At 69.4% G+C, this 22,119-nt stretch carries 23 protein-coding genes; 17 read left to right on the top strand and 6 right to left on the bottom strand.

Features of this window, described 5'->3' with window-relative positions; translation table 11 throughout:
* Positions 1 to 31 precede the first annotated feature (31 nt).
* From AB0959_RS40015 to AB0959_RS39950, 14 genes are all read left to right on the top strand, one after another.
* Positions 32 to 583, top strand: a complete 552-nt coding sequence (locus AB0959_RS40015; protein ID WP_366831717.1) for a hypothetical protein — start codon at positions 32 to 34, stop codon at positions 581 to 583.
* Positions 584 to 723: 140 nt separating this feature from the next.
* Positions 724 to 945: a hypothetical protein gene (locus AB0959_RS40010; RefSeq protein ID WP_366831716.1), complete on the top strand. Its 222-nt coding sequence runs from the start codon at positions 724 to 726 to the stop codon at positions 943 to 945.
* Positions 946 to 978: 33 nt separating this feature from the next.
* On the top strand, positions 979 to 6,216 hold the full coding sequence (locus tag AB0959_RS40005) for a phage tail tape measure protein (protein WP_366831715.1): 5,238 nt from the start codon (positions 979 to 981) through the stop codon (positions 6,214 to 6,216).
* Positions 6,213 to 7,109, top strand: a complete 897-nt coding sequence (locus tag AB0959_RS40000) for a hypothetical protein (protein WP_366831714.1) — start codon at positions 6,213 to 6,215, stop codon at positions 7,107 to 7,109. The genes AB0959_RS40005 and AB0959_RS40000 overlap by 4 nt, the downstream gene beginning before the upstream one ends.
* 13 nt (positions 7,110 to 7,122) lie before the next feature.
* The gene (locus AB0959_RS39995; protein ID WP_366831713.1) at positions 7,123 to 8,067 is read left to right on the top strand and encodes a hypothetical protein; all 945 of its coding nucleotides are present in this window, start codon (positions 7,123 to 7,125) and stop codon (positions 8,065 to 8,067) included.
* Entirely contained in the window at positions 8,067 to 9,158 is a 1,092-nt protein-coding gene (locus tag AB0959_RS39990; protein ID WP_366831712.1) for a hypothetical protein, read from the top strand. The genes AB0959_RS39995 and AB0959_RS39990 overlap by 1 nt, the downstream gene beginning before the upstream one ends.
* Before the next feature lie 3 nt (positions 9,159 to 9,161).
* Entirely contained in the window at positions 9,162 to 12,137 is a 2,976-nt protein-coding gene (locus tag AB0959_RS39985) for a hypothetical protein (protein ID WP_366831711.1), read from the top strand.
* A gap of 14 nt (positions 12,138 to 12,151) precedes the next feature.
* Entirely contained in the window at positions 12,152 to 12,391 is a 240-nt protein-coding gene (locus tag AB0959_RS39980) for a hypothetical protein (RefSeq protein ID WP_366831710.1), read from the top strand.
* A 171-nt stretch (positions 12,392 to 12,562) separates the two neighbouring features.
* Positions 12,563 to 12,769: a hypothetical protein gene (locus AB0959_RS39975; RefSeq protein WP_366831709.1), complete on the top strand. Its 207-nt coding sequence runs from the start codon at positions 12,563 to 12,565 to the stop codon at positions 12,767 to 12,769.
* Complete coding sequence (locus tag AB0959_RS39970) at positions 12,769 to 13,710, top strand: peptidoglycan-binding protein (RefSeq protein WP_366831708.1); 942 nt, start codon at positions 12,769 to 12,771, stop codon at positions 13,708 to 13,710. Before AB0959_RS39975 ends, AB0959_RS39970 begins: the two co-directional genes overlap by 1 nt.
* A 40-nt stretch (positions 13,711 to 13,750) precedes the next feature.
* Positions 13,751 to 14,113, top strand: coding sequence for a hypothetical protein (locus tag AB0959_RS39965; protein WP_366831707.1), 363 nt, complete (start codon positions 13,751 to 13,753; stop codon positions 14,111 to 14,113).
* A gap of 80 nt (positions 14,114 to 14,193) precedes the next feature.
* The gene (locus AB0959_RS39960) at positions 14,194 to 14,526 is read left to right on the top strand and encodes a hypothetical protein (protein ID WP_366831706.1); all 333 of its coding nucleotides are present in this window, start codon (positions 14,194 to 14,196) and stop codon (positions 14,524 to 14,526) included.
* A 195-nt stretch (positions 14,527 to 14,721) separates the two neighbouring features.
* Positions 14,722 to 15,069: a hypothetical protein gene (locus tag AB0959_RS39955; RefSeq protein WP_366831705.1), complete on the top strand. Its 348-nt coding sequence runs from the start codon at positions 14,722 to 14,724 to the stop codon at positions 15,067 to 15,069.
* Positions 15,070 to 15,085: 16 nt separating this feature from the next.
* Complete coding sequence (locus AB0959_RS39950) at positions 15,086 to 16,813, top strand: hypothetical protein (RefSeq protein WP_366831704.1); 1,728 nt, start codon at positions 15,086 to 15,088, stop codon at positions 16,811 to 16,813.
* A gap of 225 nt (positions 16,814 to 17,038) precedes the next feature.
* Here the strand turns inward: AB0959_RS39950 and AB0959_RS39945 are convergent, their stop codons facing one another.
* The 5 genes from AB0959_RS39945 to AB0959_RS39925 are packed head-to-tail and all read right to left on the bottom strand — an operon-like array spanning position 17,039 to position 18,378.
* The gene (locus tag AB0959_RS39945; protein ID WP_366831703.1) at positions 17,039 to 17,446 is read right to left on the bottom strand and encodes a hypothetical protein; all 408 of its coding nucleotides are present in this window, start codon (positions 17,444 to 17,446) and stop codon (positions 17,039 to 17,041) included.
* 22 nt (positions 17,447 to 17,468) lie between these two features.
* Positions 17,469 to 17,864, bottom strand: a complete 396-nt coding sequence (locus AB0959_RS39940; protein WP_366831702.1) for a hypothetical protein — start codon at positions 17,862 to 17,864, stop codon at positions 17,469 to 17,471.
* An 11-nt stretch (positions 17,865 to 17,875) separates the two neighbouring features.
* Positions 17,876 to 18,025, bottom strand: a complete 150-nt coding sequence (locus AB0959_RS39935) for a hypothetical protein (protein ID WP_366831701.1) — start codon at positions 18,023 to 18,025, stop codon at positions 17,876 to 17,878.
* A gap of 6 nt (positions 18,026 to 18,031) precedes the next feature.
* Positions 18,032 to 18,214 (bottom strand): hypothetical protein, encoded by a 183-nt coding sequence (locus AB0959_RS39930; RefSeq protein WP_366831700.1) that lies wholly within the window; start codon positions 18,212 to 18,214, stop codon positions 18,032 to 18,034.
* Positions 18,215 to 18,225: 11 nt separating this feature from the next.
* Entirely contained in the window at positions 18,226 to 18,378 is a 153-nt protein-coding gene (locus AB0959_RS39925) for a type II toxin-antitoxin system prevent-host-death family antitoxin (RefSeq protein ID WP_366831699.1), read from the bottom strand.
* Between the two features lie 58 nt (positions 18,379 to 18,436).
* Between AB0959_RS39925 and AB0959_RS39920 the strand changes: the two genes are divergently transcribed.
* The 3 genes from AB0959_RS39920 (at position 18,437) to AB0959_RS39910 (ending at position 21,205) form a co-directional block, all read left to right on the top strand.
* Positions 18,437 to 19,003 (top strand): endonuclease VII domain-containing protein, encoded by a 567-nt coding sequence (locus AB0959_RS39920; protein ID WP_366831698.1) that lies wholly within the window; start codon positions 18,437 to 18,439, stop codon positions 19,001 to 19,003.
* A gap of 656 nt (positions 19,004 to 19,659) precedes the next feature.
* Positions 19,660 to 20,067 (top strand): hypothetical protein, encoded by a 408-nt coding sequence (locus AB0959_RS39915; protein WP_366831697.1) that lies wholly within the window; start codon positions 19,660 to 19,662, stop codon positions 20,065 to 20,067.
* On the top strand, positions 20,051 to 21,205 hold the full coding sequence (locus AB0959_RS39910; protein WP_366831696.1) for an integrase: 1,155 nt from the start codon (positions 20,051 to 20,053) through the stop codon (positions 21,203 to 21,205). Before AB0959_RS39915 ends, AB0959_RS39910 begins: the two co-directional genes overlap by 17 nt.
* Here AB0959_RS39910 and AB0959_RS39905 read toward each other — a convergent pair.
* Complete coding sequence (locus tag AB0959_RS39905) at positions 21,202 to 22,119, bottom strand: hypothetical protein (RefSeq protein ID WP_366831695.1); 918 nt, start codon at positions 22,117 to 22,119, stop codon at positions 21,202 to 21,204. The genes AB0959_RS39910 and AB0959_RS39905 overlap by 4 nt on opposite strands.

Raw genomic sequence — 22,119 nt, 5'->3', positions numbered from 1 at the left:
AGGTCCGCCCCCCTGACGAAGGACACCCCCGATGACCACCACCCGCACCAAGCCGGAACCGCCCCCCGCCGCGGTGGCCGCCGACGCGCACTGGGCCGCCAAGATGGACCGGCTCCGTGCCCGCACCCTCGCCGAGACCACGTTCGTGATCTGCGACGACACCGAGGTCCGCACCCGCTTCCAGCGCGCCCAGCGCAACCTCGAGGTGACGCAGGCCTTCGCCAAGGACCACCCCGGCGACAGCGAAGCCGCCACCGACGCGGCAACCGCGCAGACGGCGTACGACGAAGCCAAGACCGCCTACGACCAGGTCGCCATCCCCCTGCGGTTCAGGGCGCTGCCCCGCACCGCGCTGGAGGCCCTGTACAAGCAGCACCAGCCGTCCGAGAGCGAATCGGATGAGGGCAAACAGTGGGCCGACAGCTTCCCCGCCGCCCTGATCGCGGCTGCGTCCGTGGACGGCATGAGCGAGGACGAAGCCCGCGAACTGCTGTCGTCGTGGTCCCTCGTCGAAGCCGACGCCATGTTCAACGCCGCCTACAGCGTGCAGAACACCACCCGGGCCGACCTGGGAAAAGGCTGACCGAGGATGAACGGCTGCGGGCCGAACTCGCCCTGTGTCACCAGTGGGGGATCCCTCACAGCCGGTTCCGCGGCGGGGACGGCACCTGGACCGCGGGCGACCGGGCCAAGGCCCTCGCCTACGCCCAGTACCAGCGGGGCGTGTGCCCGCAGTGCGGCACCCGCGAATCGGAGTGGGCGGACGAGCACGGCGACTACACCGACGCCTACATCGCGGTCTCGCACAAATGCCTGGGCTGCGAAGAGATCGCCATGAAGCAGCGGGAGATCCCCGAAGGCAAGGCGGGAGACGGCATGAAGGTGCTGCTGATGCCCGCCAACATCTACGCCGCCCAGCAGATCGCTGAGCAGCTCCTCAGCTAGACGACGCACGGACGGAAGGGAGGGCGAGGAACAGTGGCCAACTGGAATCTGTCGGTCGACCTCCGCGGCCACGGAAACGACCTCGCCCAAGCCCTCAAATCCTCAGCGAAACACGCCCGCACCCTCGGTACCGCGGCCCGCACCGCCAAGGCGGAGGTCCGCGAACTCGGGCAGGCCTCCCAGACCGCCAGCCGCCACATCCGCACCCTCGGCCGCGAAGCCCGCACCACCGGCCGCCGCCTGAACTCCCTCGGGGACGGGGCCCGCACCGCCGCCCGCAGGATCGGCCAGTACGGTGACGCAGCCCAGCGCGCCAACCGGCACGTCAACACCCTGGGCGACAACTCGCGCACCACCGGACGGCAACTCGCCCGCATGTCCGGGCAGATCGACACCGCCGTCCGTGACCTGCTCCGGCTCGCCCAGGCAGCGCAACGCGCCGACGCCCGCCTGGCCCGGGTCGGCGGCAGCGCCCATGGCATGCGCCGCTACGCCGACGAAACCGGCCGCGCCCGCCACCAGCTCGCCTCCATGGCCACCCTCCTGACCGGCGGCGCCTTCGCCATCGGCGGCGCCGAGCTGATGAAGATGGGCGGCGAATACCAGCAGGCCATGAACACGTTCGGCGCGGTCACCGGCGCCACCCAGTTGCAGATGCAGCGCGCCGCCGCCACCGCCGACCAGCTCGGCAACGACCTCACGCTGCCCGCGGCGACAGCGACCGAGGCCGCCGAGTCCATGGTCGAACTCGCCAAGGCCGGGTTCCGCACCGACCAGGCGATCTCCGCGACCCGCGCCTCCCTCACCCTGGCCTCCGCAGCCCAGGTGTCCGCCGCCGACTCCGCGAAGTACCTCGGCGACATGATGGACCAGTTCGGTATGGGCGCCGACCAGGCCTCCGTCGCCGCCGACACCCTCGCCGCCACCGCGAACGCCGCGTCCGGCGACATCATCGACATCTACTACGCGATGAAATACGCAGGCCCCGTCGCACACGGGCTGGGCGTCACCATGCAGGAGACCGCGGCCGCCGTCGGCATGCTCGGCAAGGCGGGCATCCTCGGCCAGACCGCCGGCACCACCCTGCGCGGCATGATGGCCAACCTCGCCGCCCCCACCCCGCAGATGATCGAAGGCCTCAAGGCCATGAACATCGAGGCGTGGGACGCCCAGGGCAACTTCAAGGGCCTGCGATATGTGATCGACGGCCTGTCCAAGGCCCAGCACAACATGACCCAGCAGGACTTCGCGGCCGCGGTGAAGAAATCCATGGGCAAGCCGGCCATGTCCGGTGCCATCGCGCTCGCCCACCAAGGCGTCGACTCCTTCGACGCACTCGTGTCCGCGGTCTCCGACACCGGCGCGGCAGCGGACATCGCCGCCGCCAAGGGCAAAGGCCTCGCCGGCGCGATGCTCCAACTGAAGACCCAGGCCAAGCAGACCGGGCTGACCATCTACCAGGGCATGGCGCCCGGCCTGGAGTTCCTGGTCCGGGGCATCACCTCCGGCCTGTCGAAGGCCACCCCCCGCATCAAGGCGTTCTTCGACTACTTCAACGACGCCGCCACCCTCCTCGGGCCGGACATCGGCGCCGCCCTGCGCCAGCAGTTCTCCGGGATCGCCGACGCCGCCGACGACATGGTCGCCCCGTTCAAGGACCTCGGCGGCGAAGCCCTGGCCGACTTCCTGCACCTGCTGCTCAGCGTCGGCCGGTCCGCGATCCAGGTCCTTCAGAACCTGGCCGACGGCGTCGAACCCGTCGTTTCCAGCCTGGCTGACCTGTCGGGCGAGTCGGGCACGGTCGCCAGCAGCCTGGACCTGGTGGTCATGGCGATCGATCTGGCCGCCTCCGCAGCCGCCGCACTGTCCGGGGTGCTGGTCCCCATCGGGCATCTGGTCGCCGGTCTCGTGTCCGCGTTCGGCGCGCTGCCCGGCCCGATCCAGCAGTTCGTCCTGGCCGCCCTCCTCGTCAACCGGATCCAGCCCCGCATGGCCGGACTGGCCAGCACCGTGTCCGGCCGGGTCACCACGGCGTTCCGGTCGCTGAACGACCAGATGAACCTCCAGCGCACCCTCGCCGGGTCGGCCGGCCAGTCCCTGTCCCGCTACGGGGCCGCGTTCGCTGTCCTTCAGTCCCGGGTGCCGGTCATCGCCCGCATGGGCGAGTCGTTCCGCACCGCGTCCACTGCTGCCACCGGCTTCACCGGGACGCTGCGCGGCATCACCGCCGCCGCCGGGACCGGGCTGCGCGGTGCGATGGGCGGCCTGATGGGCGCCATGGGCGGCCCTTGGGGTGTCGCCCTCACGGGCTTGACCGTTGGCCTGGGGCTGCTCGCTTCCTCCCAGCAGCAGGCCGCCGCCCGTGCCGCCGAGCACAAGGCGACCATCGACGGCCTCACCGCGGCCATGCGCCAGTCCAACGGTGTCATCGACGAGTCCGTCCGGCAGCAGGCCGCCCAGACCATCCAGAACACCAAGCTCTCCCACCAGAACACGACGCTGATGGGCGTCATGGGCAAGCTGGGGTACAGCCTGTCCGACGTCACCGACTCCTACCTGGGGCAGGGGGAGAGCGTCGATGACCTCGCCGACAAGCTGGAAGGCTTGTCGAAGAAGCAGGTCAAGGCGTTCAACGAGACCAGCCGCAGCGACAAGAACCGTGAATCGATCCTGCGGCAGGCCATGTCCTACGAGGCGGCCGCCAAGCAACTGCGCAGCATGTCCGGGGACGCGCAGCAGGCCGCGAAGAACGCGAAGGACTTGGATTCGGCCACGAAGGGTGCGGGTGAGGGCGCCAGCGCCTACGGCCGGCTGAAGGATGCGGTTGCCGCCCTCGCGGACAAGACCGCCGACGCCGACACCCGCACCCGCGCGCTGCGTGACGCCCTGGACCTGCTCTCCGGCGGCAGCGTGTCGTTGCAGGCGGCGCAGGCCCGGGTGAACGAGGCCATCTCCAACGCCAATGAGGCCATGGCGGAGGGCATCGACCGGGCGGACGGCTGGGGCAAGGCCCTGCTGAAAACGAACGGCACCCTGGACACCACCACCCGCAACGGCCAGCAGCTGTTCAACACCCTCAACACCGTCGCCGACGGATCTGCCTCCGCGGCCATCGCCGCCTACGACTTCGCCCAGTCCCAGGGCAAGGGCCTTCCCGAATCGCTGGCCGCCGCGCGCGGCGAGATGGAGAAGTCCCGCACGGCGGCCATCAACCTGATGTCCGAGTACGGGCTGACCGCCACCCAGGCCGGCAAGGTCGCCGACTCCCTCGGCCTGATCCCCGGGCAGGTGTCGATCCTGCTCCAGACGCAGGGCGTCGACTCCACACTGGCGGAGTTGCTGGCCGTGCAGGCGCAGTTCGAGCAGTTCCCCAACCAGAAGACCATCAAGGTCGACGCGCTCGGTGACCAGGCGAAGAAGGAACTCGAGGACCTCGGCTACAAGATCAAGCTGATTCCCGGCACCCGCGAATACAAGATCACCGCCCCGACGCAAGCCGCCCGCGAACAGCTCGACCTGCTCATCGCGAAACTGGCGTCCACGCACGGCAAGAACGTGAAGGTCGGCGCCCAGACGCAGGCCGCCATTGCCGATCTGCAAGCAGTCCAGCAGAAGGTCGCGTCCACCAAGGGCAAGACCATCACCATGCGGGCGCCCACCGCAGAAGCCCGTGCTCAGCTTGAGCAGCTCGGCTTCAAGATCCGCGACACCAAGGGCAAGAACGTCACGATCACCGTGCCCACCGGCGGGCCGATCGGCAACGTGCAGGCGATCCAGGGCGCCATCGACAGGCTCCACGGCAAGTCCGTCACCAACTACGTCACCACCGTCACCAAAGAGACGTTCTACAAGGTGCCGCTGATGAAGCGGGACGGCGGAGTGGTCGACTACTACGCCGACGGCGGCGTCCGCAACGGCACGCCCCGCCGGTTCGCGGGCGGAGCCGAGAACCACACCGCGCAGATCGCCCCGGCCGGCGCGTGGCGGATGTGGGCCGAGCCGGAGACCGGCGGCGAAGCCTACGTGCCGCTGTCCCCGTCGAAGCGCCCGCGCTCGAGGGCGATCGTCGAGGAGACCGTGCGGCGCCTGGGCGGCAATCCGGCGGCCATCGAGTGGAACGCGGACGGCAACGTCACCGACTGGCGCTACGACCCCCAGACCGGCTCCCTGTACTCCGCCTCCGACGCCGGATCAGCCGGGAACAAGACCCGCAAGGTGAAGGTCAAGGTGAAGGGGAAGTGGCAGACCAAGGAGGTCGAGTACTTCGACATCGGCGCGGTCGAGAAGAAGCTCAAGTCCGCCTCCAAGGCAACCGCCGTGTGGAACAAGAACCTGGAGACGGTCGCCGACCGGGTGGGTGGTGACGTCGCCGACGCCCTCGCCTCGATGGGCAAGGAAGGCGAGAAGCTCGCCGCGAAGATGGCGAAGGGCTCCACCAAGTACATCAACGAGATGGCGTCCGCCCTGCGCGGCCTCCAGAAGACGGCCAAGGCCTCGCTGACGGACTACACGCGCCAGTTGGACAAGGCCAACAAGCTGGACAAAGACTTCGCCGCGAACCTGGCGAAGCTGGCCGCGCAGGGCTACGGGGATCTCGCGAAGCAGCTGGCCGCACAGAACGACGAGGCGGCCATGGACCTGGCCGCGTCCGCGGTGAAAGACCCCAAGAAGGCGGGCAAGGCCAACAAGGCCGCCAAGGCCGCGAACAACGCTCTCACCGCCGATCAGGTCGAGGAACTCGTCGCGATCATCGCCGCCGTCACCTCCAACAAGACCGGCCTCCACGACGTCGCCGCATCGACCGGCCTGGGCGAGGACGAGATCATCGCCGTCGCCAACAAGGCCGCCGGGCAGATCAAAACGTCCCTCGGCGGGCGCGCGTCCCGGTTCCTCGCCGACCTGGCCAAGGCCAACAAGGGCATGGCGTACGCGGAGGGCGGGATCCGCTCCGGGATCTACGCCACCCGGGGTGGCGCCGTCACCTTCGCCGAGCCGTCCACGGGCGGGGAGGCCTACATCCCGCTCGGCGGCGGCAAACGACGCTCCGCCCTGCCGGTCCTCGCCGACGTGGCAGGCCGGTTCGGGCTCGGGCTGCGGTCTGCCAACGAAGGCCGCGTCATCATCATCCGCGAGCAGGGTCCCCTCGTCGGCACGCAGACCTTCCACGTCACCTCCGGCGGAGACGCGGTCGCCACCGCACGCAAGGTCGACGCCGACAACGCCTACCAGCTGCGGCGCCTGGCGCGCGGCGGAGTCGGAGCCCGCCGATGACCACACCGATCGAGCTTGCGGACCTTCAGCACCAGCTCGGCACCGTCCTCATCGGCGCCGGCACGCTGGTGACGATCCGCACCATCGAGGGCCTGGGGCAGCCGCCGCTGCGCACCGCAGACGTCGAACCCCCCGGCGAGGACGGGCTGTGGCTGGCCGCCGACTACTACAGCGGGCGCACCCTGCGCATTGATGCGGCCATCAAGAAGGCGGGCGATTTCACCGGGGTCCTCGACCAACTGGCCGCGCTTCAGGCGGATGCGGACACGGCGGCGGTGCGCGGGCAGGGCGGCACCACGATGAACCTCCGGCTGAAGTTCCCCGGCCGTCCCACCCGGGTGGTGCGCGGCCGGCTCCGCAAACTGGATGCGGACGTCACGCAGGGCATCCACGGCTACATCCCCCTGGACGTGGAGTTCCAGGGCCAGGACCACCTGTACTACGCCGACACCCCGGACACCACGTCCATGCCGCTGGGGTCGCTCACCGAGGGCGGCATGACGTTCCCGTTGCTCTTTCCCTTCGACATTGCGGGGGAGGCGTCCGCGATCGCCCGCCCCGGCTACCTCCAGGTCACCGGGACGGCGGCGACGTGGCCGGTGCTGCGGGTGAACGGGCCGTGCGCCAACCCGACGATCAACCACGTCACGTCCGGGCGCTCGATCACGGTGCAGACGACGCTGGCGGCGGGGGAGTGGGTGGAGATCGACACCCGGCCCGGGTGGCGCACCGTGCTCCGCGAGAACGGCGGCGGCGCCCCCCTCGCCCCCACCAGCCGTATCGACCAGTTCCAGCTCACCCCCGGATTGAACGAGATCCGCTGGAACGCGACCGATCCCACGCTCACGTCCACGCTGGCCGTCACCTGGTGGCCCGCCTACAAGGCGCTCTGAAGGAAGGCCCCCAATGGCTTTGCAACCCACCCCGATCGCGGTCACCGGCGGCGAGCACACCGCGCAAATGTTCCGCATGATGATCAAAGACTTGGCGCGCGGAAACCAGGGCATCACCGAGTCCTCCGACCTGAAGGTGACGGCGCTGTCCACGCCGGGCGCCGGGGTGCAGATCGCCGACGGATCCGGGGTCATCGCCGGGAAAGTGTCCACGGTCCAGGGTCACTACAGCGTCTACAACATCGGCACCGACACCGTGGACGTCGGCTCCACCGGCGGCACCGGACGATCCGACATGATCGTGCTGAGGGTGGAGGACCCCGAGTACGAGGGCACCCGCGACCCGTCAGACTGCGCCTATTTCCAGGTCATCACCAACGTCAGCTCATCGGCAACGTCCGCCCCGTCCGGCTACTCGGCGATCCCGCTCGCGCGTATCGACATCCCGTCATCGACAGCGACCATCACGAACTCGATGATCGTGGACCTGCGGAAGGTCGCCAACCCCCGCCGGGAACGCACCCTGTACCCGTACTACGCCGCCGACCCCCTGGTGGAGATCTCCGGCACCTCGGAGACGTGGCAAACGTTCCCCAGCCCGACCCTGGCCAGCATCCCCATCCCCGTGTGGGCGGCATCCGCGAAGGTCGTCTACACGATCAGCGGACTCCGGTACGCCGACGGCAACGTGTGGGCGAACTTCCGATTCCTCCTCGGCTCGTACGAGGCCGCGCAGTGGGTGGGCATCGACGACAACCAGGGCACCTCCGCCCGGCGCGGCACCGTGCAGATGGTCGAGACGATCGACCTGACCACCACCACCGGCGCCGCGATGCGCGGCACCACCCAGTCCTTCAAGTCCCGCATGCGCACCCGCTCCGCCAACGCCGGGAAAGTCGGTGTCGACGCGACGACCACCTTCAACGTGGACATCGAGTTCACCGAGGGCGCTCTGTAGTGGGCAGGTGGCGGTACTTCACCCAGGACGCCCTTACCGGCGAGGTGCTGCACCCTGCCCTGCCCCTGTCCGACGTGGAGTTCGGCAACGAACTCAACGGCCCCGGCTCGTTCTCCGCCACTCTGGTGCCGAGGTGGGCGGCCGCGAACGCGTCCGTCCTCCAGCCCGCCAAGGCCCTCATCTACGCAGAAGCCGACGGCTACCTCCGGTGGGGCGGCCTCATCTGGTCGTGTGAGCCTGAGGACGGCGAGTTCCGGCTGGAGGCGGCCGGGTGGTCGTCGTATCTGACGAAACGGCATGACACCCACGGCGAGCTCGGCGGCCGCGGCCCGTACGTGTTCCAGGATCCGTGCGTCATCATCCGCGCCATCTGGGCCTACGCCCAGGAGCAGCCCGACGGCGACCTGGACGTGGTCGTGGACGCCACCACCTCCAGCGCGAAGGCGGGCACACCGGCGGAGCCGTGGCACTCCTACTGGTACGAGACCCCCGTCCTCGGTGAACTGATGGACGATCTGGTGTCGGAGGACGGCGCCCCCCAGTACACGAACCTGTCCTCGTTCCAGGCGAACGGCAGCATCCTGCGGCGCCTCGCCCTCGGCTACCCCAGGCTCGGTACCCGCCGTACCGACATCTCCTTCTCGACGGGCGTGAACATCGTCGAAGCGCCCGCGGTGACGTACTCCGGCGACGACTTCGCCAACACCGTGATCGGCACCGGCTCCGGTGAGGGCACCGCCACCCGGTATGCCGTCGACCCGCACCGCGACGGACGCCTCCGCATGGAGACCGTCCTCGCCCTCCCCGACGTCAACGGAACCGACGTCCTCGGCCGCCGCGCCACCGCCGAACGCCGCCGCCTTCAGGTCCTCGGGGACGTGCAGTCCATCACCATCCGCGACCACCCCAACGCCCCAATCTCTTCGTGGCAGATCGGCGACGACGTCCGCGTCACCGTCAACAACCAGTGGGTGTCCTGGTCCGGCTGGTCCCGGATCACCGCCGACTCCTACCGGCCCGAACACCCCGACCAGGCCGTCCTCACCCTGCGGCGTGCCGACAGCTTCCACTACGGCTCCCCGGAGGACTGACCCGTGCCCAACGTTCCCGAGGAAATCGCCCGCCTGAGCCGGGAGCTCGCCAAGATGCGGCGCGGCCAGCGCTACGCGCACGGCGGCAGCATCGAAAACGCGGCGATCGAGGTCCGTGACGATGCCGGGTCGCTGCGGGGCATTGTCGGTCAGCAGGGCGACGGCACCACCGCCGTGAACATCGTCAACGGGCCGCCGCCGCCCGCCCCCTCCGATCCGATCGTCGCCTCCGTGCTCGGCGGGATCACCGTGTCCTGGGACGGCCTGTTCGCCGCCGGTGCGGTCATCCCGCTGGACTGGCAGCGCGTGGAGGTCCACGCCAGCATCGTGGCCGGCTTCACCCCGAGCGCGGCCACGCTGGCCACCACGATCGAGACCGCGCAGGGCTCCACCGTCGTCGTGTCCGTCGACACCACCGTGTACGTGCGGCTGGTGGCCCGCAACACCTCCGGCACCGCCTCCACCCCGTCCACGCAGGTCGGCCCGTACGGGCCCGCCCCCGTGGTTGCGGACGAGATCCTCGACGGGATCGTCACCGCCACGAAAATCGCCAACGGCGCCGTCCTGCTCAACACGCTCGGCGGGCCGCTCGCCGACCTCGCCACGCAGCGGTACGCCGACTACATGACCGACGGCGGCGCCTGGGGCCAGCTGTCCGCGTCCGCCGGCGCCACCTGGGTCGTGGACCCGAACGCCACCGGCACCCCCTCCGGCGGCGGGAAGATGACCGTCACCGGCGCCGTTCAGCTCGCCGGGACCACGTTCATCCCGCAGGACACCGACACCCTCTACCGGGTCATGGTCCGTGTCCGCGCCACCGCCGAAGACCCCTCCGGACCGGCCACCGTCTACCTCGGCCTGGTCGGCATGGCCGACGACAAGACCACGTTCGTCAACCGGTCCGGCGCCAACTCCACCAGCAGCCACTTCTACTGCGCGTCCAACGGCGGCACCCTCACCGTCGCGGACGGCTGGAAGACGTACATCGGCTACATCCAGGGCCACTCCGCATCCGGTGTGACGGCACCGGCCGGCCCGAACACGGACCCGCGGGTGCCCGGGACCAGCCACTTCGACGTCCGCTATCTGCGGCCGACGATGTGGCTGAACTTCGGGAAGAACAACGCCGCGGTGATGGAGGTGGAGGCGTTCACCGTGGAGGCGCTGCGCACGGGCACGGTCGGCGCCACCAACCTCATCACCGGATCCGTCACCGCGGCCGCGATCGCGACGGACGCGGTCACCGCGGGCAAGGTGGCCGCCGATGCGATCACCGCGCGGGAACTCACCGCAGGCTCGGTGACCACCGCCAAACTCGACGCGCTCGCCGTGACCTCCGACAAGGTGGCGGCGAACGCCATCATCGCCGGGAAGATAGCGGCCGGTGCGGTCTCCGCTAACAGCCTGACGGTGGGGGTCGGGCAGTCGATCTCCGCGAAGATCACCGACGCCATGGGGGATGCCACCCTGTGGGCGCAGACCTTCGACTCCGGCACCTCCAGCTGGCTCACCGGCGTCACCGACGCCGCCGCCGGCGGCACCCTCGCCCAAGCCTCAGGCCCGGTCACCCTGGAGCGGGTCACGAACACGCCGTACGACCCGGACACCCTGTACAAGGTGACCGTCCGCGTCCGCACCACCGTGGCGCCCACCGCGGGCACGGCGACCGTGTACATGGGGCTGGTCGGTGTCGCGGCCGACGGCACCACCCGCGTCAGCTCGACGGGCGCGAACAATTTCGTCACCGGCCAGCACTTCATCACGGCGAACAACGTCACCATCGCCGTCGGTACGACGTGGACGACGCTCACCGGCTACGTGCAGGGCAACGCCGCGACCGGCACCACCACCGCCTGCCCCGACCCCAAAGCACCCGGAAAGCTCCACACCAACGCCCGATACGTGCGGCCCATCGTCCGCCTCCTGATGGGCGCCACCGGCGGCACCATGCAGGTCGACCAGGTCACCCTCGAGACCGTCCCGACCGGCGTCGTGAACGCGGTGAACATCGCCAACGGAGCCGTCACCGCGAGCACCCTGGCCGCAGACGCCATCACCGGCAAGACCATCACCGGCGGTGTCCTCCAGACCGCCACCACCGGCCAGCGCGTCACCATCAACGAAGCCGCCGGAAACAAGATCCTCGTCTACGACTCCACCGGCCGCGCCGTCGCGGAACTCTCCGGAGACGGAATGGCCCTGGAAGGCACCAACGGGGCCCAGCTCATCATGGACCCCGACAGCGCCTTCCCTAACTTCAGGTTGACCAACAACAACCAGAGCGCCGAAGCCGTCATCAACGTCTCCGAGAACACCGCCGGAGCCGCCGACCTGGGCCTGAACTCCGGCCAGTTCGCCTCGCACGGCTTCACGGACATGAAATGGCGGACGTTCTTCGGGAACGATTTCTGGGTCGCCGAGAAAATCCGCGACTCCGACTACAACACGTACATCGGCGGCCGCGTCTACCTCGCCGACACGTACGCCAAGATCGGCTACGTCAACACGGCCCTCACACCCGACCTGGTGGCCACCCTGTCGCTGGACTCCAACCAGCAGGCCGTCTTCGACCAGACCCGGCTCATCATCCAGCCGCCCGTCTCCTCCAGCAGCGTCATCTACGTGGAGGCACCCACCGGCTACACCGGGACCCTGCTGCGGCTGCGGCAGAACGGCCTGGACAAGTTCTACGTCGACAAGGACGGCAACACCTACATCGACGGCGTTCTGACCGGCAAGGCCATGGCCACCGGCAGCGTCTCCATCACCCCCGTCGCGAACACCCCCACCTCGGTCACGGTGTCCGGCCTGAACCTCTCCGGCACCGTTCACCGGGCGTTCGTCACCGCCCAGTCGGCTGCGCCCGGCACGGTCGTCGAGTGCAGCGCCACCAGCGTCACCAATACCGGTCTGACGATCTGGGTCAACCGCACCAACACCACGAACACCAACATCTGGTACCTCGTCATCGCCTCCTAGGAAGGGAATCCACCATGTCCACGCCCATCGAGCCCGGCACCTACTACGACGTCACTGTCCGCTGCAACACACGGACACTGCCCAACCAGCAGGGGCAGGGAGACCCGCAGCCCTGCCCGAACTACGAACGCGTGTGGGACGTGACGGAGGTGTACTCCAACGCCGGGCAGCTCCGCGTCCAGTGCGGGCTCTGCCAGAAGGACACCGAGATCCTCACGGCGACGAAGATGGACCCTCAGCCCGAAGTCTCCTGAAACGCCTTGGACTCGGGCTGGGGGAACACGCGTCCCTTCAGCCCGTAGCCTGACCGAAAGGGCGACCCTCCGCCCGAGGCGCCAGTCCGCGCCAGCCCCCGAGGGACGGCCACACCACAGTGGCCCGCGACCATCCGCTTTCCCGGGGCGTGCGAAAGGACTGACACCCCGATGGCCCGAGCATCCCGCACCACCGACACCGACGAGCCTCAGCCCAGCGCAGAGGCTCCGTCCGAGGGCGCAGCCGACAGCAGCCCCGAACCGCAGGACCTCCCCGTACACGAGGGAGACACGCCCCCCGAGGACCAGGTGAGCGGTATGGCCGCCCCGGACGACCTCGCCGAGACCGCCGAGCAGCGGGAAGAGGAGGCGTCCTGATGGCCAGAATGTCCGGCGCCACCTGGCGCCCCGTCCCCAACCGCACCCTGAACGGGCAGAGCGAAGTCCGCGGTGTGGTCGTGCACATCATGGCCGGAACCCTGGCCGGCACCGACGCCTGGTTCCGTAACCCGGCCGCCCAGGCGTCCTCCCACTTCGGCACCGGCCGGTCCGGCGCCCTCTACCAGTGGGTCAGCACTAGCGACAGGGCGTGGGCCCAGTCCGCCGGAAACCGCAGCTGGCTCTCGGTCGAGAACGAGGGCAAGGGCGGCGACAAGCTCACCGAGTCCCAACTCGACCGCAACGCCCAGGTCCTGGCGTGGGCGCACGAACAGTACGACGTCCCCCTCAAGCTCGCGTCCGGCCCGTCGGACCGCGGCCTCGGCTATCACGCCATGGGCGGCAGCGCCTGGGGCGGGCACACGCAGTGCCCGGGCTCGAAGATCGTGGCGCAGCTTCCGGAGATCGTGAAGCGCGCCAAGGCCCTCGTCGGCGAGCCCACGGCCAGCGACGGCGCCTCCACCAGCGGCACGTCCACGTACACGGTGAAGCAGGGCGACACCCTCTCGGCCATCGCCAAGGCGCACGCCACGACCGTCGCCAAGCTGGTCTCCCTGAACACCCTGAAGGACCCGGACGGCCTGGCCGTCGGGCAGAAGCTGAAGCTTCCCGCGAAGAAGCCGGCCGCGCCCCTGTACGAGCCGTTCCCCGGGGCCGCGTTCTTCCACGGCGGCCGCACCTCCCCGATCATCACCGCCATGGGACGGCGTCTCGTCCAGGAAGGCTGCGCCGTCTACCAGAACGGGCCGGGCCCGAACTGGACCAACGCCGACAAGGAGTCTTACCGGCGCTGGCAGAAGCGTCTCGGCTACACCGGCGACGCTGCCGACGGTATCCCCGGCCCTTCCTCGTGGGCGAAGCTCCGCGTCCCCAACGTCTGACCCACCCCGCTCCACTTCCCTTCTCAGCAAGGAGACCACCGTGTCCCCGGTAAGAATCCTCGGCCGTGAACCGGCCGCGTGGCTGGCGCTGTTCGCCGTCGCCGTGAAGCTCTTCTCCGCGTTCGTCATGGACGTCGACCAGAACACCCAGGCCTGGGTCAACGCCGTCGCGGCCGCCGCGATGGGCCTGCTCGTCGCCTGGATCGCGAACGACGGCGTCGTCGCCGCGATCCTCGGCCTCGTCCAGGCCGTCATCGCTCTCGCGGTCGGCCTTGGCTTGCACTGGGACGTGGCCACGCAGGCCGTCGTGCTGTCGTTCGTGTCCATGGCGCTCGGCGCCTACGACCGCACCCAGGTGACCGCTCCCGTCCCGGCTATTCCGCCCAAGCCGACAGTGGTCTGAGCGATGAGCCGCCGGCACGTCAGTAACCAACTGGCAGTGGCACTGACGTGCCCCACCCCCCACACCACCAAGGAGCAGCGGTGAACGAGTTGCTGGGCGTGAACGTCGCACAAGGCGGCGCCGCGGCCCTCGTCACCCTCGTCGTGCTGCTCATCCTGCTCGGCAAGCTCGTTCCCCGATCCGTCCTCGAGGACGTACGCGCCGACCGTGACGCCCGCATAGCCGAAGTCCTGGCTGAACGGGACACGTGGCGGGACGCGCACCGGGAGAGCGAAGCCGCACGCGTCGAAGCACAGTCACAGGTCGGTGAGCTGCTGGAGTTGTCCCGCACCGCCGATCACGTGCTGCGCTCACTACGGGGGGAGGTGCCCGGGGATGCGATGGATCAGACGGTTGCTGCGCCGCCGTCCTAAGCCCGCCCCGAGCCGTACGGAGACACCGGGACAGAGGGCCGCCGACAAGGCACTGTCCCGGGCCCGTGCCGCCCGGCAGGAGGCAGAAGACCGCCGGCCGGACGTTTCCAAAGTCGCCGCTCGTCTCGCGAGCGAGCGAGAGCGAAACCACTTCGCGGAGATCTTCCGCGCCGCTTTGGAGGGAGGCCGTCACTGATGGACTGGGCGCAGCTCGCCAACACAGCAGCATCGGGCCTGGTCGCCCTGTGCTGTGTCACGTTCGCAGTCGTCTATCACCGGCACGCGCCGTGGCGGTCCACTGCGGTGGGCCGCCACGTCATGCTCTTCACGATCGCCATAGGGGCCCTGGCCCTGTACACGGTGCTGGTCACGTTCTGGCCGGAAGGGCCGGCGACAGCGGTGCTCCGGTCGGCGCGCACCCTGCTTCTGCTGGTGATTGCTGGTCTGGTCGTCCAGCGCACTCACATGGTCCTCACCGCCCAGCATCGTGGTGCTACCGCGATGGGTGAGGGCGACGACCCCAAGCAAGACCGCCTGCACTGAACTGGAGTCCGGCCTCATGACCACGGTGAACGGGAAGCTGATCGGGACCTCCAACCCGCAGCGCGTGGAGGTCACAGCCACGCTCATCGACGTGACTGGGAAACCCGCGGTCGGCTACGTGGCCGGGCAGCAGGGCGAGATCGTGCAGCCCCGCCGGATCACCCCAGACACGGACGGGGACTGGACGGTGGACTTGGTGCCGAACGCCGGCATCGAGTCGCCCGCGGGGGACACGCTGTGGGCGGTGATGGAAGGCCGCGCCCTCGACGGCACCCCGAACATGACATACGTATCAGTACCGGACACCGGTGGCCCGTACTGGTTGGGTGACCTCCGCGCGGACCTGTCCGGCACGCTGACCGGGCAGTCCACCGTCGTGTACCTGGCCGGGCAGACTGGCCCCCAGGGGCCCGCCGGCGCCACGGGTCCGACGGGCCCGCAAGGTGACCCCGGTCCGGCGGGCGCGACCGGCCCGACGGGACCGCAGGGCGACCCGGGACCAGCAGGTCCGGCGGGCGCCGCCGGGGCGACCGGCCCGAAGGGCGACACGGGCGACGTGGGACCTCAAGGCCCGACCGGCCCGCAGCCACCACTCGGGGCCGCCGGTGCCGGGGACACGATCGCCCTGAAGTCCACCGACCCGACCACCACCAACTCCCGCACCCCCACCACGCACGCGGCCAGCCACGCCTCCGGCGGCACCGACCCGATCAGCCCGGGCAGCATCGGCGCCGACCCGACAGGTACCGCCACCACCGCCGTCACCACCCACACGGAGGCGACCGACCCGCACGGCGACCGGTCATGGGCTGACGGGAAGTTCGCCCTGACCTCGGGGCTCACGGCACTCGACGGCACGGTCAACAACCTGACCAGCACGGTCACTTCGATCGACGGCTTCCTCAACGACTGCCTCAACAGGGTCGCAGCGATCGAGCAGGGAACCGCCTACCTGTCCGGCGGCCACTACACCGCCCCCGTCGAACTCGTCGACAGCACGGCCCCTGCCAGCAACCCGGCCGCGGGCGTGTACGCCTACGCGGAGGGAGGCGTCCTCAAGACCCGGGGAACGTCCGGCGGTATCGCTGCCCTGCTCCCAGTAGGCACGGCCGCGGGTACGGTGGCCGCAGGTGACGACGCGCGGATCACCGGGGCCCTACCGTCCACGGGTGGCACCGTCAGCGGCAACCTGGCCGTCAGCGGCAGCGCGCTGGGCATGGACACTCCGGCCATCCACGGATCGGCCGCCTGGTGCTACGACCCGGCACTGGCCGTCAACTCGACCCAGTTGACCGCTGGCACGCTGTACCTGACCCGGGTCGACATCGCCGCGAACATCACCGTCACCAAGCTCTACTGGTGGGTGGCGAGCACCGGCTCCGGGGCCACAACGAACCAGAACTGGGCGGGCTTGTACAACTCCAGCGGCACGCTGCTGGCGTCGGCGAACGTGGACGCATCGTTCTCCTCGGCCACGCTGAAACCGACCACGATCTCGGCCACGGCCTTGTCGGCGGGGCAGTTCTACTGGGTGGGGTTGTTGTTCAACGCGTCGGTGACGCCGACGTTGACCCGCGCGTCTGGGTGGACGGGCGTGGACACGGCGGCGAACCTGGGGCTGTCTGCGTCGGCGTACCGGTTCGCGAAGAACGGCACCGGTCGGACGTCGCTGCCGTCGCCGCTGACTCCGGCGTCGAACACGGGGTCGGATATTGCCGGGCCGTGGGTGGCGGTGGGCGCGTGACCGGTCCGGGGCGGGCTCGCGCGTATGTACGATGTGGGCATGCTCGCCGCCGATAGACCCAAGCCGCCTGCCCCGACGTGCCCGCCCACGCACCGGTACGGGTCCGGCGGCTGCCCTCTCTGTTCGCTCTGCCTCGCCCCTGTACGGGCCGCGCAGAACAAGTAGGGTGCGGACACAGCGGCGCCCCGGCTGCTTTCCTCAGCCGGGGCGCCGTCGTGTGGGTGGTCAGGCGGTGTTCACCTCAACGAGGTGAGCGAACCGCTCGTCAGGGCCAGGCCCAATGTGGGTGCCCTGCGGATACTCCATCTCCGAGGTGGCGTGGCACGTCGTTGTGTGATCGTCGCCGTCCAGTCGCACCTCAACGTACTGGCCAGCAAAGCCCACGATCACTCCGGGGCGCCCTTCGTGCTTGATGCCCAGCCCCACCCTCAGGTCGAGGCCGTAGTAGTTCCGGATGTGTTCGCGGCTGGACTCAATGCGGGTCTTGATGCTGGCGGCGCCCTCGCGAAGTTCCTCGATCCGGTCCTCGGCGCGCATGCGCTCGTCCCAGGTCGTGCAGTGGTGCAGGACGGCGAGCATTTCACGGGCTTGGAGCTCCATGGCCTCGGCCTCGGAAAGAATGGCAGCACTCATGGTCGGTGTCCTCACTTCTCGCCTATACGGTGATGCTCGGGTCGAACTGGGCGTAGGCCGTTCCCTGCCAGATCTCCCAGTCGGTGCTGACGTGGCCGGTGCTCGCCGCCTTCCCACTGGCAACCCAGAAGGGGCGCAGGACCAGCACGCGGGACTCCGGCCTCGGGCATCCGTCTGCGTGCGTGTCGGGGTAGGCGGTGTGGTCGAAGCTGCCGGGGCCGTACAGATGACCGCAGCAGTGCACACGCCAGTCGATGGCCCGGTGGGATGCGGGGACCCGGCGGCGGTCCATGGCGTCCTGGTAGTGGGCGTGGATGATGTGCGCCCCGTGGTCCTTGGCCGCTTCGAGGGTGGTGTAGACGCACAGCGTCTGATCGAACCTCTGCACGTTCCAGAGGTCGGTTCCAACGTCGGCCATGGTCGGTGTCCTCACTTCTCGGTGGCGCGGTCGGCAAGGTGCGGGTGGCGGGCCTTCAACGCGGCCAGCCGCGCCTTCTCCCGCCGGTAGCCCCGGCGTGCGAGCAGCAGCGTGGTGACGCTGATCGCGATGGCCAGGACACTGAGCGTGTTTGCCAGCATGGGCGGTCAGTCCCCGTCCCAGTAGCGGATGGCGAGCACGCCCGCGCCGGTGACGGCCCAGAACGCCAGGGTGGCGATCAGAAAGCGAACCCAGCTCAAGTCTTGGGTGCCGTCGGTCAGGACGATCGCGGCAAACGCGCCCAGACCGAGGGCAACGGGTCCGGCTGTCCTGGCGATGTCGGATTCCATGGTCGTGCTCCTCACTTCTCGGTGGTCTCGTCGCCAGTCACAGGGACCAGCTTGGCGATGGGCTTGCCATGCCTGGTGATCAGGATCTGTTCGCCCTTGAATCCGACCCGGTTGAGCAGGTCCGCGAACTGTCGGCGAGCTTCTTCCGCTGTCATCTGTTCCATACGGCGACTCTATCAGTCTGTTAGAATCTAGAGAACCTTACAGAACTGGAGGAGTCAATTGCAGGAAGCGCTGACACCGGAACTGGCGAGACGCTGCGGGTACGAAGAGTGCGAGGTGGATCTGGCTGCCGTACCGGGCCTCAAGGAAACGGAGCGGTACTGCTCCAAGCGATGTCGAGGTCGGCAGCACCGGCTCAACCGTCAGCGGGCCGCAGAGGGGCTGACCAGCAAACTGTGCGGGGGGTGCCGGGAGGTGCTGCCAATCGAGAAGTTCACCCAGCCGTCGCGGTACTTCTGCGCCTCGTGCGCCAAGGTGGCGGGAAGGGAACACTACGCGAAGAGGAACGGGGCTGACCGTTCCTACGCGCAGTGCCTGAAGCGGAACTACGGCATGACGTTCGAAGAGTACGAGGCGCGCCTTCAGGCGCAGGGCGGGCGATGCGCAATCTGCCGTGACGAACCCACCAAGAAGCGACTGCACGTAGACCACAACCATCAGACCGGCGCCATAAGGGACTTGCTGTGCGAGTGGTGCAACCACGCCATCGGTAAGGCACGGGAAGATCCGGCTCGTCTGCGCGCCATGGCAGAGTATGTAGAACGCCACCAGCAGGCGGCCGAGTAGTCCGTCCGTTTGCCAGATCGGGGCCGCACCCATCCGAACTGGGTGCGGCCCCGACGCGTGCAGCCTACGTGGACCGCCATGAGGCCGCGAACTCGGATCAGCCGAGATACGAGGTCCACCGCAGAATCGTTCTGAGCGAAGAATCGAACAGATCGAACGGAGTCCGTGACGCTTCGGCGCGGCAGGGGGAACTGCGCTGCTGGCTCGTTTTAATGTTCCATCGGTCGACCCAGGAACGCCTGTGGTGACCGACCCGGTGGCGCCCTCGTTGGCCAAGCGTGTTCTCCCGTGCAGAGGCTGAGCGCCGACTCGGTCCCAACGCTGTTGCTGCCGTCCGCCGCCACGTCGCCGCAGCGCCGCCGCTGAAGCCGGAACAGCGGGAAGCCCTGCGCGCCCTGTTCCGCTCCGCTCGTGAGGACCGCTGGACTTAAGAGGCCAGAGCGGAAAAACCCGCCCCCGGGTCGCGCCGAGGGCGGGGGATCCACCCGGCACGCGCGACCGCGTCGGGCTTCTCTTGTTGCACCGACGCCTAGGACGGTCGGCCAACTCTGCGTGAGAGCGTACCAGCGTGGCAGAGGGATCTTCGAGTGATCACCCCCGTATAATTTCCCTTATGCGCGCCTGCTTACCCTGAGCGGGCCTGAGAGGGGATCAGCGTGAGCGACCTGTACGAGCTCCTCGGCGGAAGCACGCCCGAGAACAACCTAGCCGAGGAGTACGCCGGAGCCATCGACCTCTTCGGACGACTGGCCGGAGCCATCGAGGACGGCAACATCCGCTACGCCTGGGAGAAGGCCGCCGAAGTGCGCCGGTACCTAGAGCGGTTCGAGCGCCGCATGCAGGAGACCGAGGAAGCCACCGATGGCGGGGAACCATTCCTCCGCTTCACCGGAACTGACCTGGACGGCCAGAAGGTCGCCACCGCCGCTGTTGCGTTCTCCCAGTCATACCGGGCGGGCAAGTTGCTTCACCCGATCGACCGGATCAAGGACGAGGCAGTGAAGGCCGAGGTGCAGGCCCGCCAGGACCGAGCCCGTGCATTCCGCGATGAACTCGGAGTTTGATGCCGACGGGGAGGTGGTCGACGCCGAGCTGGTGGATGACGAGCACCTCCCCGCGCTCGCCCAACCGGCTGCGCCAGCGCGCCCGGCCGTCGACCGGCACACCATCCTCCGCCCCGGCGAACTCCCCGCCACCGAACGGCCGCAGTACACCGAGCGCGACTTCTATGTCTCCGAGGACACCGCGCGCCGCATGGACGAGGCTGCGGCGCCAAAGAACACCGACCGCAACTACCGTTCCCAACGCGGCATGTTCGAGCGCTGGTGCGCGGAGATGGGTCGCGTCGCCCGGCCCTGCACCACCGCCACGTACGTCGAGTACATCGCCTCCCTGATCGCACGCGGCTACGCCCCGAACACCATCCGGACCCACAAGGCCACGATCCGCTCCTGGCAGCCCGAGGACGCCAAGCCCGGCACGAAGGTCGTCAACGGCCTCATCAACGAGTACGCCAAGGAGTGGGGCCGCCGGAACCGGGTGAAGAAGGCCCCGGCCATCACCGACGCCATGTTCCGCGCCATGGTCGCCTCCTGCGACCTCCGGCACCCCATCGGCATCCGCGACCGCGCCGCCCTCCTCCTCGGCCGGGGAGCCCTGAACCGGCGCATCGAACTCGCCGATCTGCTCTGTGCGGACGTCGACGTCGACGACGACTTCGTGACGCTGGACATCCGCTTCGACAAGACCCACCAGGACGGAGACGGAGAGCCCACCCACATCCCCGCCGACCCTGCCGAACCCCTCCTGTGCCCGGTCGACGCGACCCGGGCCTGGTTCGGCATGCTGCACCGCCTCGGCGTCCGCGACGGCGCGTTCTTCCGCGCCCTCACCTCCGCCGGGACCCTCCAGAACCGGGCCACCGCCCGCGTGCGCGGCGACCACGTCTCCGGCGACGCCATCAACGACTGGGTCCGCAGCCGCGCCTACGCCGCCGGTCTGGCCAACTGGCAGGAGGTCACCGCGCACGGGCTGCGCCGCGGCGGGGCTCAGGCCATCGCGGACGCCGGCGGCGACCCGACCAAGCAGGGCCGGTGGGCGGTGGGCTCCGCGGTGGTGAAGCGGGAGTACCTGGACCGGGCGCAGTCCCGGGCGGAGAACCCGTGGCTGAAGGTCCAGGAGCGCCGCAGGGCCGCCGACTAGCCACCCTGGGGTGCGGGGTGGTCCCACAGGCCGGTGTGGGCGACGGCGTCCGCGGTGATAGGCATCTCCCGTTCTTCCGGGGGCAGCGTGGGGTCGCGGTCGACCAGCATCGGGTGGGTGGCGGCGATCTGCCCGATGAGTTTGTTGGGCCAGCGTGAGAACGTCGCGGTGCGGCGGCTGGAGAGGATCAGCGCGTGCTCGTCCGGGTCCACCGGTTCGGGTCGTACGGCCAGGTATGCCTTGAGGGCGGCGCCGGTGAGCGGGTCGAGGGTGAACTTGTGGCCGAGGCTTTCGTGTTCGTCGGGGGCGCGGACGTCGAAGGATCCGTCGGGCTGGGGGTAGAGGTGGCGGCGGTCGATGCGGACGACCTGGGCCGGGCGGAGGCCTTCCAGGAGGAGGAAGACGCATAGCTGGTCGCGTTGCCAGTGTTTGGAGCGGGTGGGGCCCCAGGCGCCGGTGCAGGCGAGGAGGACGGCGCGTTCGCGGGGGGTGAGCCGGTTTTTCGCCCCGGCTGGTCTGGGCACCCCGGAGCGCAGGATTTTCAGGTCCGGGGGGAGGGTGATCAGGCGGCGGGTGACGGCGGCGTCGTAGTAGCCGGTGAGGGCGGTGACGCGGCGGTCGTGGGAGCGGGCCACCTCGGGGTAGTGGTGGGCGAGGTGGGCGAGTGCGTCCGGGCCGTTGAAGGCCATCTCGCCGAGGTGGTGGTGGAGGTGGGTGTCGTAGGACCAGGCGGCGATGTCGGCCGGGCGTGCGGTGATGGGGTCGACGGGCCGGCGGGGCCGGCCGGTTTGGGGGTTCTGCTCGAGGGCGCACCAGTCCAGGAAGCTGGTGACTTCGCGGTGGTATTCGGCGCGCGTGGAAGGACGCAGCGCGCTCGTCGCGAGCCAGTCGTTGAGCAGGTCCACGGGGTCCAT

It is taken from the genome of Streptomyces sp. NPDC046862 (genome assembly GCF_040704615.1).
Classification (GTDB): Bacteria; Actinomycetota; Actinomycetes; order Streptomycetales; family Streptomycetaceae; genus Streptomyces.
Note: the sequence above shows the minus strand (reverse complement) of the source record. Positions and strands in the feature narration are given on the sequence as shown.